This window comes from Limnoglobus roseus (genome assembly GCF_008254045.1).
GTDB classification, from domain to species: Bacteria; Planctomycetota; Planctomycetia; order Gemmatales; family Gemmataceae; genus Limnoglobus; species Limnoglobus roseus.
In genome coordinates this window covers 7,950,955-7,966,306 of record NZ_CP042425.1, presented here as the reverse complement: position 1 = coordinate 7,966,306, position 15,352 = coordinate 7,950,955, and the positions used below count along the sequence as shown (strand labels likewise).

General features: G+C 65.9%; 22 protein-coding genes. 17 read left to right on the top strand and 5 right to left on the bottom strand.

The window, feature by feature from the left end; all coding sequences use genetic code 11:
* Position 1: 1 nt before the first annotated feature.
* The 3 genes from PX52LOC_RS34120 to PX52LOC_RS34110 all read left to right on the top strand — a co-directional run bounded on the left by PX52LOC_RS34120 (position 2) and on the right by PX52LOC_RS34110 (position 2,683).
* On the top strand, positions 2–943 hold the full coding sequence (locus tag PX52LOC_RS34120; protein ID WP_149114270.1) for a hypothetical protein: 942 nt from the start codon (positions 2–4) through the stop codon (positions 941–943).
* A gap of 343 nt (positions 944–1,286) precedes the next feature.
* A complete protein-coding gene (locus tag PX52LOC_RS34115; RefSeq protein WP_149114269.1) occupies positions 1,287–1,709 on the top strand; it encodes a hypothetical protein in 423 nt (140 codons plus the stop codon).
* A gap of 35 nt (positions 1,710–1,744) precedes the next feature.
* Entirely contained in the window at positions 1,745–2,683 is a 939-nt protein-coding gene (locus PX52LOC_RS34110) for a DUF1559 domain-containing protein (RefSeq protein WP_149114268.1), read from the top strand.
* Between the two features lie 236 nt (positions 2,684–2,919).
* On the opposite strand, the gene PX52LOC_RS34105 is transcribed toward PX52LOC_RS34110, so the two are convergent.
* Positions 2,920–3,531 (bottom strand): hypothetical protein, encoded by a 612-nt coding sequence (locus PX52LOC_RS34105; protein WP_149114267.1) that lies wholly within the window; start codon positions 3,529–3,531, stop codon positions 2,920–2,922.
* A 248-nt stretch (positions 3,532–3,779) separates the two neighbouring features.
* Here PX52LOC_RS34105 and PX52LOC_RS34100 point away from each other — a divergent pair, with 248 nt between their 5' ends.
* From PX52LOC_RS34100 to PX52LOC_RS34090, 3 genes are all read left to right on the top strand, one after another.
* Positions 3,780–4,166, top strand: coding sequence for a hypothetical protein (locus PX52LOC_RS34100; protein ID WP_149114266.1), 387 nt, complete (start codon positions 3,780–3,782; stop codon positions 4,164–4,166).
* Between the two features lie 160 nt (positions 4,167–4,326).
* Entirely contained in the window at positions 4,327–4,752 is a 426-nt protein-coding gene (locus tag PX52LOC_RS34095) for a hypothetical protein (RefSeq protein ID WP_149114265.1), read from the top strand.
* A gap of 146 nt (positions 4,753–4,898) precedes the next feature.
* Complete coding sequence (locus tag PX52LOC_RS34090; protein WP_149114264.1) at positions 4,899–5,456, top strand: hypothetical protein; 558 nt, start codon at positions 4,899–4,901, stop codon at positions 5,454–5,456.
* Between the two features lie 101 nt (positions 5,457–5,557).
* On the opposite strand, the gene PX52LOC_RS34085 is transcribed toward PX52LOC_RS34090, so the two are convergent.
* The gene (locus tag PX52LOC_RS34085) at positions 5,558–5,896 is read right to left on the bottom strand and encodes a hypothetical protein (protein WP_149114263.1); all 339 of its coding nucleotides are present in this window, start codon (positions 5,894–5,896) and stop codon (positions 5,558–5,560) included.
* 187 nt (positions 5,897–6,083) lie between these two features.
* Between PX52LOC_RS34085 and PX52LOC_RS34080 the strand changes: the two genes are divergently transcribed.
* Positions 6,084–6,602 carry a hypothetical protein gene (locus PX52LOC_RS34080; RefSeq protein ID WP_149114262.1) on the top strand — a complete coding sequence of 173 codons (519 nt, stop codon included), beginning with the start codon at positions 6,084–6,086 and terminating at the stop codon, positions 6,600–6,602.
* Here PX52LOC_RS34080 and PX52LOC_RS34075 read toward each other — a convergent pair.
* Complete coding sequence (locus PX52LOC_RS34075; protein WP_149108794.1) at positions 6,599–7,723, bottom strand: ISAs1 family transposase; 1,125 nt, start codon at positions 7,721–7,723, stop codon at positions 6,599–6,601. The two genes, PX52LOC_RS34080 and PX52LOC_RS34075, sit on opposite strands and share 4 nt — an antisense overlap.
* A 172-nt stretch (positions 7,724–7,895) precedes the next feature.
* Between PX52LOC_RS34075 and PX52LOC_RS43045 the strand changes: the two genes are divergently transcribed.
* The 6 genes from PX52LOC_RS43045 to PX52LOC_RS34045 all read left to right on the top strand — a co-directional run bounded on the left by PX52LOC_RS43045 (position 7,896) and on the right by PX52LOC_RS34045 (position 11,378).
* Positions 7,896–8,534, top strand: a complete 639-nt coding sequence (locus PX52LOC_RS43045; RefSeq protein ID WP_246173547.1) for a hypothetical protein — start codon at positions 7,896–7,898, stop codon at positions 8,532–8,534.
* A gap of 37 nt (positions 8,535–8,571) precedes the next feature.
* The gene (locus PX52LOC_RS34065) at positions 8,572–8,805 is read left to right on the top strand and encodes a hypothetical protein (protein ID WP_149114261.1); all 234 of its coding nucleotides are present in this window, start codon (positions 8,572–8,574) and stop codon (positions 8,803–8,805) included.
* 359 nt (positions 8,806–9,164) lie between these two features.
* On the top strand, positions 9,165–9,620 hold the full coding sequence (locus PX52LOC_RS34060; RefSeq protein ID WP_149114260.1) for a hypothetical protein: 456 nt from the start codon (positions 9,165–9,167) through the stop codon (positions 9,618–9,620).
* Positions 9,621–9,817: 197 nt separating this feature from the next.
* Positions 9,818–10,471 carry a hypothetical protein gene (locus tag PX52LOC_RS34055; protein ID WP_149114259.1) on the top strand — a complete coding sequence of 218 codons (654 nt, stop codon included), beginning with the start codon at positions 9,818–9,820 and terminating at the stop codon, positions 10,469–10,471.
* 324 nt (positions 10,472–10,795) lie between these two features.
* Positions 10,796–11,104: an ArsR/SmtB family transcription factor gene (locus tag PX52LOC_RS34050; protein ID WP_149114258.1), complete on the top strand. Its 309-nt coding sequence runs from the start codon at positions 10,796–10,798 to the stop codon at positions 11,102–11,104.
* 46 nt (positions 11,105–11,150) lie between these two features.
* Positions 11,151–11,378, top strand: a complete 228-nt coding sequence (locus PX52LOC_RS34045; RefSeq protein WP_149114257.1) for a hypothetical protein — start codon at positions 11,151–11,153, stop codon at positions 11,376–11,378.
* 38 nt (positions 11,379–11,416) lie between these two features.
* Here the strand turns inward: PX52LOC_RS34045 and PX52LOC_RS41320 are convergent, their stop codons facing one another.
* Both PX52LOC_RS41320 and PX52LOC_RS34040 read right to left on the bottom strand, forming a co-directional pair.
* Positions 11,417–11,575 (bottom strand): hypothetical protein, encoded by a 159-nt coding sequence (locus PX52LOC_RS41320; RefSeq protein WP_168219375.1) that lies wholly within the window; start codon positions 11,573–11,575, stop codon positions 11,417–11,419.
* Positions 11,576–11,614: 39 nt separating this feature from the next.
* Positions 11,615–12,163 (bottom strand): hypothetical protein, encoded by a 549-nt coding sequence (locus PX52LOC_RS34040; protein ID WP_149114256.1) that lies wholly within the window; start codon positions 12,161–12,163, stop codon positions 11,615–11,617.
* A gap of 466 nt (positions 12,164–12,629) precedes the next feature.
* On the opposite strand from PX52LOC_RS34040, the gene PX52LOC_RS34035 reads away from it, so the two are divergent.
* The 4 genes from PX52LOC_RS34035 (at position 12,630) to PX52LOC_RS34020 (ending at position 15,351) form a co-directional block, all read left to right on the top strand.
* Positions 12,630–12,875 carry a hypothetical protein gene (locus PX52LOC_RS34035; protein WP_149114255.1) on the top strand — a complete coding sequence of 82 codons (246 nt, stop codon included), beginning with the start codon at positions 12,630–12,632 and terminating at the stop codon, positions 12,873–12,875.
* Positions 12,876–13,338: 463 nt separating this feature from the next.
* Positions 13,339–14,022: a hypothetical protein gene (locus PX52LOC_RS34030; protein WP_149114254.1), complete on the top strand. Its 684-nt coding sequence runs from the start codon at positions 13,339–13,341 to the stop codon at positions 14,020–14,022.
* A 202-nt stretch (positions 14,023–14,224) separates the two neighbouring features.
* Positions 14,225–15,043, top strand: coding sequence for a hypothetical protein (locus tag PX52LOC_RS34025; protein ID WP_149114253.1), 819 nt, complete (start codon positions 14,225–14,227; stop codon positions 15,041–15,043).
* A 101-nt stretch (positions 15,044–15,144) separates the two neighbouring features.
* Positions 15,145–15,351, top strand: a complete 207-nt coding sequence (locus PX52LOC_RS34020; RefSeq protein ID WP_149114252.1) for a hypothetical protein — start codon at positions 15,145–15,147, stop codon at positions 15,349–15,351.
* Position 15,352: the final 1 nt, after the last annotated feature.

Genomic DNA, 15,352 nt, shown 5'->3' with positions numbered 1-15,352 from the left:
CATGCCTGACCCAGTGCCGGTGAAGATTACCCTGTCGGACCTGACCCGAGACGACCGCCTGCGGTTCCGCGACACGTACAGTTCCTCGCTCGCCGAGACGGTTGAGCGATATGCCGAAGCGATGCTTGACTACGGCACGTCCTGGGGCGAGTTCCCGCCGCTGGTCGCCGTCTGGCTGACGGAGCCGCACGAGTGGACCGAAGAGGTTCCGGACGGCGACGGCCGGTACGCCAAGCTGACGCGGGTCACGAAGTCCTACCCGGCCAACACGGTGCTCTTGGTGGAGGGGTTCACGCGGTGCGCTGCCGCGGACGTGGCCGGCGTTGTCTCCGCTCCCGCCGTCGTCTACCCGGGCACATGGGCCGACGCCGAACGGTTGGGTTGGCGAGCCAATTCCCAGCACGGGCGACCGCGATCGAAAGAGGAGACGGCCCGTGTGTTGGATAGTATCCTCGCCCGGCCCGAGTACCGAACAGCGGCCGGCAGCGAAATCGCGAAGCTGGCGGGGTGCTCGAAGGCCACGGCCAATCGGCACAAGAAGGCCCGGAATGAGCGGCTGACGACCAGCGCACCGGCGGGGGGCGTCAGCCCTCCGGTCGCGGATGCGCAATCGGTCGAGTCGATCGTCGGAATGGTCGACTCTCGCGGGCACGTGATCCCAGCCCGGCTACACGCCCACTTCGCCGGGGTGCCCGCCGCCCGGAAGCTCACGGGACAGTTGCGCGACGTGGCGGCCAAGCTGTCGAAGCTGGCCAACGTCGGCGGCCGGGAGGCCCACCCGTCCTTCGCGCTGGTGGACGTCGAGGCGGCCGTCGCCGACGTCCTCAAGGCCGTGGCGTGGGTGGAGCAGATGCTCCCCGGGGCCGTTTGCGGGGAATGCCACGGCAGCGGGTGTGGTGAGTGTAACGGACTTCGATACCTTACTGCGGCCGCGGCTTACTGATCCGCGTGGGCGTTTCGCCCGACCTTTTTCGTAATGCCTTGCGGGCGTGAAAGTTGCTGATTTCCCGGGCGACCTACCCCCGGAGTTGTGACATGGCGAACGAGAGCGTCGACCAGCTCTTGAGCGGGGAACCCGCCGTACCCGGGGCACGCTAGCAAGGCGATCATTACGCCGTGCGCTGCACCTACTACGGTCGTGCCGAGGCCGCCAACCCCGCCGCCGCCGGCCGACGAAGGTCTCGTTTCATTCCAATTCCGTTGTTAATTGTGAACAATCCTCACATTTACACTTGCTAAGAGATCACTCACATGATTCTAATATCTTCCACCAAGAGGTGGAGGCGATGAAAACTCGATTCCTCATTTGGCGGTTGGGCGTCGCCTGCTTCATCGCCGCGATTCCCGCGTGCGGGTCCGGTGGGCCGCGGCTCAATCCGGTTCAGGGGACGGTTCACTACGAGGGCAACCCGGCCGAGGGCGCTACGGTCATCCTGGACCCCGTGAGCGGGTCGTCGGACTTCAAGCCGACCGGCGTTGTCGGTGCAGACGGCCGGTTCACCGTACAGACACCGCCCCACGGTGCCGGCGCGCCCGGCGGAGAGTACGCCGTTCTTGTCACGTGGTATCCGTCGAACGCCCGCGGACTCGGTAGTCCGAAGAACAAACTTCCGGCAAAGTACGGTGACCGCGCCACCACGCCCATTCCCAAGATCACGGTCAAAGACGGGTCGAACAATCTCGACCCGATTCAACTGACGGCGAAGTAATTGGTGTCCTCTCTTTTCCGCTCCGAGGGTTTGCCATGACCTTTCCCCAATCCCGTCGAACGGCGTTCACATTGATTGAGTTGCTGGTGGTGATCGCCATTATCGCGATCCTGATCGGCTTGTTGCTCCCGGCCGTGCAGAAAGTGCGGGAGGCGGCGGCCCGCGCGAAGTGTAGTAACAACCTCAAGCAACTCGGCCTCGGGTTGCACGGCCGGCACGACGTGTACGGCGCGTTCCCGGCCTCCTGGCAGCAAATCGCCAACCCGGCCAACCCGTCGCAATTGTGGGGGCACTCGTGGACGCCGCACGTCCTGCCGTACATCGAGCAGGAGGCGATCTATAAGCAGTACAGCTTTAGCATGAATTGGGACGCCGGGACGAACACGGCCGTCGGCGGGCCGATCCGGAACACGATCACAACCTTCCAGTGCCCGTCGGCCTCGCAAGGGACGGACCGCCACCCGAACCGCGGCACCACCGACTACGCCGCCACGACCGAGCGCAACTGGCCGAACCCGTTCGTTTCGGCCGCCATGACGCCCTACGTTTCGACCGGAGATACGAGCTTCGTGGGAATTCTCGGCCGCACGTCGCCGACCATCCAAGGCGACCGGCGGATCACCGACATTACCGACGGAACATCGAACACCATGATGCTCGCCGAGTGCGCCGGCCGCAATCTGGAGTTCACGATGGGCAAACAGGTCGGCACGGCCGGCACCGGCGGCCCGTGGGCCAACCCGGACGCCCGCCTTCAGATCGGCGGGTACAACTCGGCATCCCCGACCGACCCCTACGGCCCGTGCGCGCTCAACTGCCGGAACGACAAAGAAATCTACAGCTTTCACTCCGGCGGCGCGATGCTCGGCATGGGCGACGGGAGCGTCAAGTTCCTGAAGGCCACGACCAGCCTCGATGTCGTCTTGCAACTGCTCACGCGGAACCGCGGGGAAGTGCTCCAGGACCCGTTCTGAGCGGTGCCAGGGTTTGTGGTGCTTGGCGTTCATCAATTGGGCTATCGAAGGACGCCCGTGCCAACACAATCTCGCCCGCCCGCATTCTGACCTTCGATGTACGCCACCGTGAGTAGTCACTCACCCTTTCCCAGGCACGCCATCGACGACCCGGCCAGCACCCGCAGACATGCGCCCGTCGCCCCGTCTGTGGGCGACGGCGTCGGGCGCGAGGACGCCAACCCCATCGGCCGCGGTCACTTCTTGGCGGCCGGGGTGAACGCCTTTAGAACCCGCACGACCTCCGCGCCGCCGTCCTTGCAGCGAAACTTGACCAGGCCGACGTCCGGGGCGTACCAGTGCGTGTACGTCCGCCCCGGCTTCGGTAACTCACGGCCATCGGCCTTCGTCACGGTGAACCGGACCGGAACGGCGCGATACTGCCCGGCCGGGACGTCCACCGCTTCGGCATCGCCGGCGGCCGCCGTGCCGCCCTCGGCCAGTAGGCCCGCCTGCACCGGCACGTCGACGGACCACTCGTTCCCCTTCTTCACGGGCAACTTGAGCAGGAGGCGTTCGATCCGGAACTCGCCCGTCGTGAGCTTGGTCAAGCCGCCGTCGGTGATGGAATAGGTGTCGTCGTAGGACGTCCCGCCCTCCGTGATGCGGACCGTGAGAAGGGTTTCGGCCTTTCGCCGGTCCGATTTCGTGATCTCTTCCGCCCACTCCCGGTTCTCCTGTCGGTACACCCACTTCGTACCCGGGGCGGTCGGATAGTACGACTCTTTCGCGGACTCTTTGGGCACGGGAGCGGCCGCGAGGTGGTTGGCCAGCACGAACAGAAACGCGACCGCGGTGACGAGACGCATGACCGACCCTCTGGGGCGTATCCATCTTCGGTCACAAAGGATCGGGCGTCAAGCGGGCGGAGAATCGGCGAGAGTCTCTGCCCACTCAGCAACGCGCCGAAGAGTTTCGTTCTTGCGGCCGCAGATGAGGGTCGATAGGCTCAAGGGCATCGCTTTGGCCTTGGTAGAGCGGACACGACCCGAAGTCCTGCTGCCGGTGGGATGAGATGAACTCGGACGCGCCCGCGGATGATCGAACGAAGGCCGGGATGGCGTTGCTCCTGGCCGCGGCCCTCGTGGCGGTTGTCATCGGAGTGGCGATGGATTCGCGGCACCACCAATGCTCCGGCTTCTCCTTCGCCCATCCAGGTGGGGATTGTGTCGTGTGGTATGCCCGTGACGGGGACCGCATCTTCGACCTCGTGATCGCCCCGCGGTCGACATTCGCCAGTTGCTATCAAGCCGCACACCTCCGACTCATGGCCGGCGATACCGAGGTCGCGTTCGGCAGCACGCACCGCGCGTACATCTGCGAGGGGGGCGCGTGGCGGACCGTGCCATTGGGCGAGCTGCGGGAGTCCGCCTTCCCGCCGGTGACAGTGTTGGAACGTTGCGGCAGTACGGCGGAGGTCGCCCGGCAAATTTTAGCCCGGTGACCCGTTCCTCTCGCTGAAATGGCGCCGACTCGGTTCGCACGTGCCGCCGAACATCACTTCCCACGTCCTTGACTTGCGAATGCCCGCCGGTTTCAATGTTGTGCTGGTGTTCTCCTGCGACGGTGCAGGCCAATACACCGTGCGGCGGCGGAGGGAAACCATGCGATGCTCTCTCGTGCTGGTTGTCGTCTTTTTCGTGGCGGACGTTCCGGCCGCGGACGAAGCCCCGAAGGCGTCCGCCACGCGGGACGGCAAGAAGTGCAAGTTCCCGGAGAAGGGCGTTGCGGCTGGGGTCGAGGCGACGACCGCCCTGCTGGAAACCTGCCGCGACAAGGCCGCGGGCACGGCCGACGACATGAAGAAGGCGCGAGACGGCGACCACGTCCGACTCGTGTTTGCCAAGCCGGTCGCCGTTATGGTCGGAGATATGAAGCTGGAGGTTTCCGAGTTGGTCCTGACCCTGCCGCTGAACACCGGGGTGTTCTGGCTGCGCGCCGGGGACAAGGTGATCCGTTGCACCAAGTACCGGTTCGAGAAGGAGGAGGACTTCCTGGCGTGGTGTTACACCGCCACGAGGGCGGACTGACGCCGAACCCGACGATACGCCGGCCACTCCCCGCCCGGGCCGGTTGTTCAGACCGCAGGTGCCGGCACACACATCGTCCTTGCCCCGCGCCGGGCCGGCCGGTACGCTCATTTCTCACCGCCCTCATCCGGATTGAGGCCAACCCCATGTTCCGCTCACTGCTGATCCTGCTCGCCGCCGCCCCGCTGACGGGGTCCGCCCCGCCGAAGGACGTCGATATGAAGCCGCCCCTGACGCTGGAGGCGAGCCTGAGCAGCCTGGGCGGCAACCGGGGAGGGCGAGCGTTCTTGAGTGTGCGGTTGGTCGCGACGGCGGGCGAGGCCGCGGTGATGACCGATCGCTTCACGGCGGTCGTCGAACGCACAGAAGCCAAGGCCACGGTCACGATCCGGCCGACCCAACGGAAGGACTCTCAAGGGCGAGCCGTCATCCCGAGCGCATCGACCCTTGGCGTGGTGAAGCTACGACCGAACGAGGTGGCGGCCGTCTCCGTGCCGACCACCGACGCCCCTCCGGGGGCCAACCCGAGCGTCAACAACCTCGATGCGGCGGTATCGGCGGCGGCCGCCGGGAAGCTCGAACTGACCGTCGTGTACGAGGTGCCGGACGCCTGGGCCAAGCGATTCGGGCTGACGGCCACCACGGTCAGCGGCGTGGCCACGATCACGGAGCCGAAGGAGAAGCCGGCGGATGACCGTAGGTGATTGAGAAGTGAGAGATCGTTGGTGACGCCGGTCCCCAGTCTCGGCCCGCGCACCCCAGCAGATTGACATGGGGAGCGGGCGGCGGCGGTTCGCGGGGCGAGTCAAGGGGGCGAGGGGGGCACACGCCGCACCTCGGTGATCCGCCCCTGCTCGGCGGTTACCACGGTGCCGTTTCTGTACCGGGTTGTTACTCGGATTGTCCCATCCGGGGCTTCATACTGGGCGATGGTTGAATGGCCGGGGATCACGTTCAACAGCCACCCCGGCTTGCCGACCAAAGCCTGGGCGGGTGATACGGCCGGCCACACGAGGCAGAGGGCTTGAAACGCCGTGTACATGATGCGCCTCCGGGATTCGAGAGCGGCCATCATGCCGAAGGCGAGCGTCATCGTCAAGCGGACGAATTGTTTTGCCCCGCCCTCCGCGGCGCGGTAAAGCAACCGGCCCCACGTCCTGCTTTTGCGGCAGACGACAGGGCGACTGTTTGCCCACCCCGTACGAGGCCAGAGGGGGTCGATGCTTGCGGTGGCCTCCGTGCGGAAGTAGGCTCAGCGTCGTCGCGGTACGAGTGATTTGGGTTGCGACCAACCGAGATCACCGCGTTTCCATCGCGAAAGGGAAATCAGGATGAGCCAAACTTCATTACTCTTGGTGGCGGCCGGCGTAGCGATGATGGCCACGCACGCGGTCGCCGCCCCGGTGCCGCCCGCGAACCCGGAAGCCAAGAAGAAAGAACTCGAAGCACTCTGGGCGGACCTCGCCAAGGACGAGCCCGTTGCCTCCCGCGCCGTGCTCAAGCTCTTCGCCCAGCCCGAGCACGCCGTGCCCTTCCTGAAGGCGAACCTCGGGCCCCTCAAGCTGGATGCCGATCGGTGCAAGCGACTTCTGAAGGACCTCGGCAGCGGGGACGAGAAGACGTGGCGGGCGGCGTGGGCCGAACTCGACTACCTCGACCCGCGGCTGGCCATCGACTTGCCGACCCTGATGAAGGACGTGACGGAGAACCCCGCGCGATCCCGGATGGTGGAACTCTTCAGTAACCGGACGGCGGACTCGATGCGCGGGGAGGCCCTTCAACTGGAGGCCATCGGCGACGGCGAGTACAACTTCGTCCTGAAGGGGGGCGGGCAGGGCGAACGCATCTAATCCTCAAGGAATCCCTGTAAGACCTGCAACAGGTAGCCCTCATCAAGGGCGGCTTTGAACCGCTTCCCTTTGATGCTGCCTTTGCCCGGGTCTTGCTTGAGGAGCGAGGCCGCCACCCGTCGCACCAACCCGAGGTTGGTTCCGGCGTGCCCGGCCGCCGTCTTGTTCGCGTCCTCTCTGAACGCCACGTCCAGGCACCAGTGCAACTCGTTCTCCACCGCCCAGTGCCGGCGGATCAATCGCCCCAGCTCGGCCGCAGTCCCCTTCAAGCTCGTGATGTAGTAATGGGCGGTGTCGGTACGTTTCCCCTTCACCTCGCGCTCCCGACCGACGAGCACCACCGCTGCCACATCCGGCCACTCGGGTGGTAGCCCTGGCGGGTCGTAGATGGCGGTGACGTACCGCTCCTCGTGCCGCCCATGGCCATCCTCGACCGCTTCGTGCCCGTCGTGCTTCACCCCGGCGAAGTCGGTTTCGCACGCCCGGTCGAACACCCCGAACACGGCGTCGTGGAGGGCCGGCTGGTTCCCCTTCACCGACAGCAGGTAGTGTCCACCGTTCTTGCGGATCTGCTTGGCGATCTCCTTCTGGCAGCCGGCCGCGTCGAGCGTCACCAGCGCGCCCTTCAGGTCGAGCACGCGGAGCAGCTCGGGGATGGCGGCGATCTCGTGCGACCCGTCGGCCACGCCTGCTTGCCCGAGGATCAGCCGGTTCTCGGCCGCCCACGCGCTCACGAGGTGGAGGCACCCGCTGAACGTGTTCCGGGGGGCGGACCGGCACGCCTTGCCGTCAATTGCGATGTGCTTCAGCCTGGCCACCTCACACACCGCCGCCATCCACCCGGCCACGCACTCGCCGAACCGATTCGGGTCGAGCCGGGCGAACACCCGGCCGAACGTGTCGTGGCTGGGGATGCCATTCGGCAGGGTCAGGAACTTCCCGAGCCAGTCGCGCTTGGCTTCCCCGAACGCCTCCACCTCCTCCCATGAGTCGGCCCCGCACACCACCGCACACAGCGCGATCACCAGGATGTCGCCCAGGGTGTGCTTCTTCGTCCGGTCCATCCGAGGGTCGGGCAGGTCGGTGAAGTACCGGGCGATCGACACGTCCTTCGTCGGCATGGCAGCCCTCCGTAGCTGCCTCTGGGTGTACCTCCTGACGACCACGCCGCCCACATCCCCGGTGAGGGTGACTACCAGGCCCATGCCCTGGCTTGCCCCGGAGGTTGCTGGCGGCCACACTGAAGTTGACTCTCTCGCCCTCGGCTGGGGCCGGTGAATCGGACGCCGCACGATGACCAAAGAAGAATGGCTGGCCACCCTCGATCCGGAGGCCGTCCTCCAGGCGCTGCCGAGGAATGGCGTTAGCGGCCGTAAGTGGCGGCTCGCCGCCGCTGCCTTCTGCCGGCGGGTGTGGCCGCTCCTGGCGGACGAGCGGAGCCGAGCGGCAGTGGAGGCCGCCGAGCGGTACGCCGACAAGCTGATCTCGTCGGCCGAGGCGATGGAGATTGAGGGGGCGGCGGCCGCCGTCACGGAGCGTGGCTGGCCGGATGGACAGGACGCAGCGAACGACGCCTCCGGGGCCGCCGCCGTGAGCTTGGCGTTGTGGGCACAAGCGGATTACGGGGCGATGATGGCAATGCGGTGGACGGCGGGCAGCATCGGACGGAAGGGTCAGGTCGAGGTCCTGAACTGCATCTTCGGGATTCCGTACCGCCGGCACGCCGTGATCCCCCCGTCCTGGCTCACGTCCACCGTCGTCGCCCTGGCCAATGGCATCTACGCCGACAGGGCGTTCGACCGCCTGCCGGTGCTGGCAGATGCCCTGGAGGAGGCCGGCTGCGATGACCCCGAAGTGTTGAACCATTGCCGCGGTGACGGCGGACACGCTCTGGGCTGCTGGGTCGTCGACCTGGTGCTGAACAAGACCTGAGTGGAGGGACGAAGCACTACCTTTTCAGGCGATTTAGGTGCGTTTGCCCTGGGGGGGCGGGTCCCTGTGGGCGGAGCACCGGGTCGATCGGATCGGCAGCGTCTTGTCGGACCAGAAGCGGTCGTGGACCCGGGCGGCTCGTGGCACGGCGATCCTGGAGGAAGTCGGCACCGCCGAGGCCGTCAAGGCCCTCGAACGGATCGCCGACGGGCACCCCGACGCATTCCCGACCAAAGCCGCGAAGGCGAGCTTGGCCCGCCTCAAGAAATAGGCGGAACGTCCCAGGGAAATCGTCGCCCGTGGGACGCATGATGACACACCGAACGATCGCGAAAAGTCCGTCCTGACCCGTTGCTCGATCAGCAGCACGCCGATGGCCCCGGCCCGTGCGGCCGACGCCGGCGTCACCCCGCCCACCCAAGAACTTGCCGTGCGCCACTCGGCGAAGTTCAATCAACGGACCGTATTGTCTTGCGACGGCGCGAACTAACGTTGTTCTGCAGCGAAGGGGCGTGTATGTGAGCAATGTCATCTCGGGACTGCGTGTCGCCGGATCGCACGGGTTGGACAGCTTTCAGGTACGCGCTCGTGCTACTCTGCGTGCTTGGCCCAATCGCACTGCCACACTGGATGTACGACACCCATCTCCGGCTCGATTGGCCGTGGACGGTGTCACTCGCTGGTTCGGCGATGGGCATGATCGTCGCGGTGGCCGTCCTGGAAGTGGGCCTGCGGTTCGCGGGCGAACTGTGGCGGGAACAACTCCAGCGATGGCCGACCGGGAAGAGAGTTCCCCCGAACCCGGCAGTGGTTTTTTGGTGGTACACCGTCGTGTTCGCTCACCTCATAGGGTTGGGGACGTTCTACACGACGCTCGACGGCGGGCTGCGGTGGGCCGCGGCCAAGTGGGTTTACCTCGGGTACATCGTCCCGGGCACGGCACTGGCGGTGGCCCGGTGGGGCCAGTGGAGTCTAGTCGAGCGGTTGTTTCTACGGTGGGGATGGGCACCGGTCTTGGCAGTCGGCGTTCCGGTGGCCCTCCCCAAGCTTTTGGCGGCCGGGTTGATCGTCGATCCGTGGGATTGACGGCGAGGTAGGCTTGGTTGTGTCGGCGTCGCGGTGCTGGAGCAAAAGCACACCAAACCATTGGACTTCACAAGCTCTGCCGCACCCTGACCGGTTGCTCGGCCAGTCGCGAGCCGCCTCGCACATCTTCCTTGCCCCAGGCCTGTCCGGCGGGTACGCTCATTTCTCACCGCCCTCATCCGGATTGAGGCCAATCCATGCTCCGCGTAGTCGTGGCCCTACTCGTCGTTGCCCCGATCGTCGTGGCAGCCCCGCCACCGAAGGAGTCCTCAAAGAAGGCGTCTCTGTACTTCCCGACGACGGTCGGGGATAAGCGGGTCTACGAGGCGAAGGGGTTCAGCGGGACGACAGAGACCACCGAGGAGGTGACGAAGGTGGAGGCGACGGACGGCGTGTACCGGGTGACGGTCGAGAAGAAAACCGCGGGTAAGCCCTCGGCCACGGTCGTCGTGTACGCCGTCTCGGACAAGGGCCTGTCGTTCATCCGCGAGAAGGACGGAGAACCGCCGGTCGCCCAGCCGAGGTTGAAACTGCCGGCGAAGGTCGGGGACTCGTGGGATGGTGAGCCGGACCCGACCAAAAAACGCCTGGTCGGGCCGAAAGCCCCCGTGTGGGCGTACACCGTCGGCCAAGAAGAGGAAGTGGAGGTGCCGGCCGGGAAGTTCAAAGCCATCCCGGTCGTGTTGACTCGATCGAGTAACCCACCACTCAGTTCGTCGGCGTGGTACGCCCCCGGTGTCGGCGTGGTGAAGACGACCTTCAAGGCGGCTAGCATTGAGGGGACGACCGTCCTCAAGTCGTTCACCCCCGGCACGGGCGAGAAGACGGACGAATCGAAGAAGGAGAAGTGAGCGAGGGTTGGCCACTGGCGCAGGCCGGCCCCCAAGTCGCGGCCCGCTCGCCCCGGCAGATTGGAGCGGGGAGCGTGCTGCGGCGGTTCACGGGCACGTCACCCGCTTGGCACTCGCCGCGTACCACGACTGCGGCCGAGTCGCTCGGCCGAACCCCGTCGCCGGGACCGCGGTGAGGCGGCCGGTGAAGCATACCTGATCTGGCGGGCGAAGGGCAAAGAATCGCCGCCGCCGGTGGCCCGCACGTCCGGGTTGTGCTCGGCCTCGTGCGCGGGTAAGGTCCCGGGATGGCCAACCGATCGCCCGGCCCGCCACTGAAAGCCCATGACCGACTACCAAGCCGCCCGCACGTTGGCCGAGCACCTCACGGCCCTGGCGGCCGCCCGCATCCAACTCGTCCACGAGATCGCCCAGAGCGGCCCGTGTACCGTCGGCGTACTCTCGCGGCGGATCGGAGCGGCCTACGTCAACGTCTCGCACCACCTCGGCCGCCTTCGTGCCGCCGGAGTGTTGACCAACTCAAGGGACGGGCGGCGGGTCGCGTACAGTTTCGCCGACGGCGTGTACAACGCGAGGAGACGCACGCTGACGCTCGGCGAGTGGACCGTCGGCATCGGAAAGGCGAGCGGGTGAAGAAGGATTAGTCTGAGTCTTGCGGCTCCCCCTCCGAGGGCACCCCGTGCGCGTTCTCTTCCTGTTTGCTGCTCTCTCACTGGCCGGTTGCTCCCGGAGCAACTCTCCACCGCCCCCCGGGCGGACGAAGGCAGAATTGGAAGCACGGGGCAAGGAGGACGTCAAAAGGCGATTAGACGAAGAGCGGATCAAGGACCAAGAGATTGCCGACGTGATCAAGCGTACCGAGGATCAGAATCGAGCGGCGAAGCAGTTGGACGAGGCGGTCAAGTAGTCGGTTTCCGTGAGGGCACTCCCATGACACGACGGCGGTTAGGGTCGGTCATCGCCCGTGACCCGGCGGGCAACGAACACCTCCTCATCATCTACGCCCACGAGGTCATCTCCCACGACGAGGACGGATCGGTCATCCACGGCGTCGTCCGCCGCGAGATCGTTACCGAAGACGGCCGCCTGGTGACCGACCGGCACGACCTGCCTTGCACGCTACACCGCCAGACAACAGCGACTCTACCACCTTTGCTCGAACTTCGTCCGCACCGGGCCGTAGAGTGCGCGAATCCTGTCGGACACCGCCACCGGGTCGATTTCGCCATCGAACCAAAAGTACAAGAGCCGCACGGTCGATCCGAACCCGCCGCAGTCGCCGATGTGGTCCAAGACGACGCCCACGGCGGACAAGCCCTGCCGGACGTCGTCGTCCGACGGGTCGTGGCCGAAAAAGTCGAAAGACACGGATCGGCAGTGGCGATCGGGCAAGGGAGAGCATTTCGTTCGAATGTCGTCGGTAGCGACCTCGACACTGTAACCGGCGACCAGCCCGCCCAATTCGTCGTCCGACTCGGCCAGTTCCTGCCGCAATTCCGCCCGCCTCTCGAGGATGACTTCTACCGTGCGGGCGTCAGGGGACGACGGGATATGAACTCGGAACGCCTCACCGGCGGGCAGGGGGCGACGCAGGGCGCGGTCCCGAAGCCCGCCCCCGCTGTACCTCACACGCATGGTCGCGTCCATCGCCTCTCGTGATCGGAACCACTGGTTGTGTGCGAGTTTCTCCACGCGATTCTCCGCCAGCTAGCGACCATAAGCTCACCCGGCAGCCCTTCACCACCTACGCCTGACACCGGTTCGCCGTAACGAACAGAGTATTGGCCCGCTGCGGCTCGGTCCCGTTAACTTCAAGGAGTGAAGGTTGGCCCCTCCCGCAGGCCGGCCCCCAAGTCGCGGCCCGCTCGCCCGGGTCAGATTGGTTGCCGGGCGCGGACTGCGGCGGATAGCCCGAGACATTGCTGGGCAGGCGCTCGCCGCGTACCACGACTGCGGCCGGGTGTAGGTTGGCCGAGCCCCGTCGTCGGGACCGCGAGCGGGCGGCGGAGTTAGGATAGCGGATCGGGCGGGCGTCGGTGGGGCGCAAGTCGTTCGGGCCGAGTCGTTCGCTAACGCCGGAACGAAATGGTCGGGGCGGTATCACGGTCGGGGACCACGGGCCGCATATCTTGATCTCCGGCCTTGTCGGGAGAGGGGTATGGACATTTCTTGCATCGCCGACTTGCACGCGGTCGTCCGCGAGCACATGCCCAACACGGCGGAGGCCGACGTCGAGGAGTTCGCCGCCTTCCTCTGGGACGAGGGGTACGCCCGCGGCCTGCGGAGCGGGGACGATTGGGGCGAGTTTGTCGACGCCCTGCCGAGTGACATGCGGAACTACCGCCGGCCCCGTCGGCGTCCTCCGGCGTCCATGGTCTTTATGCGTCGAAGCGGAAGTTTCTAACTCGCCCCACGTCGACACAGTCCACATTTCCGACCTGCCCCCAGCCCTGAACTCTCTTCCGCCCCCGCGGGATGATGCGCCGCACTTCCGGTGAGGGCGTGCCGATGCGCGACGGCACGCCCTCAGGGGTGCTTAGTAACACCTCTCAAACCGGTGTTGGGTTGCGCCGCCCCGTGGCGATTTCGTTCCTCACGACGCCGGAACTGAGGGCATCTCGTTCCATTCCCCACACACCACTGTCTCTGCGTCGCCTGCAGAACCGAATGCCGTCGGCGATATCGTGCGGCCAATTTGGTGCCGACTCACGGATTTGTGCAACTACGAAACTCCTCTTGCGACATTGGTCATGCGTACACTGGTGTGTTTAGTGGGCAGCGGCTAGCTACCGCGTCGGCCTCGCGGGTTCGGTTGTTCCTGGTTGAACCGAACCCGCGGGCCACCCACACTTCAACCAGGAGCACGCATGTCGCAGAATGACGGCGCGATCAAGACGTCTATCCGCTCGAAACTGATCCCCATCGTGCGATCGTCGAGACTCTTCCTGACGCACCGCGGCCACGGCGACGAGGCCCGGTTCGTCACGATCTTCCGCGACACGTGGCGGCGCATCCCGCTGAAGTCCAGGCGGTTGATGCGCAAGCACTGGCGGACGCACGACTCTTGGTTGCGGCCGATCCTGAGCGAGTGCTACCAATTGGAAGGGTACGGGATTCCGTGGGCGACCTCGAGAATCGAACTGATCTGGGGGTGGCGGGAGGGTAGCCACCCGATGGACATGATCTGTCCGCCGACGGTTCGCCCCGTGGGCCACTCTGAAGCCCCAGAAGACCACCTTCGGGACGGCCGCTCGCCGGTTGTGGCGATGGCGTCCGGGCATGGCTTTACTCTCCGCTTCCGGGCCGGAGCGGTCGACCACATGCCCGAAAACGTGGTCGCCGATCTGATCGCGCATGAGCTGGCCCACGTCGAGCAATCTGCGATCGGCATTGAGGATCAACTGAACGACGAGTGGAATCGCATCAGGGACGAGGGCGAGTCGGACAATCCCTTCGAAATCGACGCCGATGACAGGATGGAGAATTGGGGGTTCGACCTCAACTCTGTTGACCTCTACGCTTGGGAGCAGATTTTCCCCCGGCGTTCATGAGTACGCCGGGCAGGAACGATCGACTGTTTCCGCCGTTCGGACACATCCCCTACCGACATCGAACGGCGTGCGGGCAAGGGTGACAATTCACACCTTCGGGCGTGGCCACGGGTTCGAAACCGTTGCCACTTCAACGCGACCCGCCGGCCACCGCGCAGCACCTCGTGCGACCCGGCGGGTCGACCGATCTCCGAGGTGCACAATGTCCAACGGCTTTCACTTCCCCACGCGGGATCCCATCCTCAACGCCGTGACCGACCCCGACGTTCACGCGGCCTTCCGTAGCACGTGGGGGTGCGCGGTGCTCGCCACTCGCATCTTTGATGCGTCCACACGCCCCGACTATGTGCGGTTGCTCAATGATCGCGCGGAGTGGATCGCCGAGGCGTTCAACACACTGCGGTCTGAGTATCGCCCCGGTCGCGTGGAGAAGTCCATTCCGAAGTTGACCCGGGTAAGCGCCCTGCCCGTCGGCTACCCCGGCTACGGGACCGCCCACGAAGAGGCGGACGACCTCGTCGCCCTGTTCATCCGGGAAGTGGAGCGGGCGTCCGATCGAAGGGCCGGGTTTCATCACCGATGCCCGGGGTACACTTGGCCGCCACTGACGGCGGCGGCCGTGATGCGGATGCGCATCCGCCTCTCCGTGATCCTCAAGCGGCGCCGACCGCAGTGGCAACGGCTGGCCGAGTTGACGGGACTCTTGGAGCGAGAGTCATCGCAAGCGGGTGCCGAACCGCCCCGCCAATTCGTCACAGCGACGCGGCCGTCGGAACCACCGCCGGTCGTGCAGCGCGTCCACGGGTGCGCCGAGATTGTGGCCGCGTGGCGGGCTGTGGCCGAGATGCAGCAGACCGATATCGGCACGCGGTGGCGGAAGATTAAGCGCGACAACGCCAAGTACGGCGGCCCAATCGAAATCTCCGGCGGCCGCCCGCCGCGGTCCGCACTCGTCTTGCTCCAAGAGTTCGCGGCCGACCCGCCCGGGTGGGCCGAAAGGAAGGGGATTGTCACAACCTAACCAAAGGGGACCAAAGGCGACCATCTACCACATCTAGTGAACGCGAGTACAAGGCGGCCCCGTACAGTTCAGTGTCCGACTAAGGGCACGGGGCAACGCCGATGGCATCCGATCTCATCAACGCCGACGAAGTCGACCGCCGGTTCCTCTGGCTGACCGGGACCGCCGAGAAGCTGGCGCGGCGGAACAAGCTCCCACACTACCTACTTCCCGACGGCGGCCTTCGCTTCCAATGGGCCGAAGTGGCCTCGATGGTTCGACACATCCAACCGACCGCCGAGTCGGTCCAGCGCCACACAAAGTCCTAAA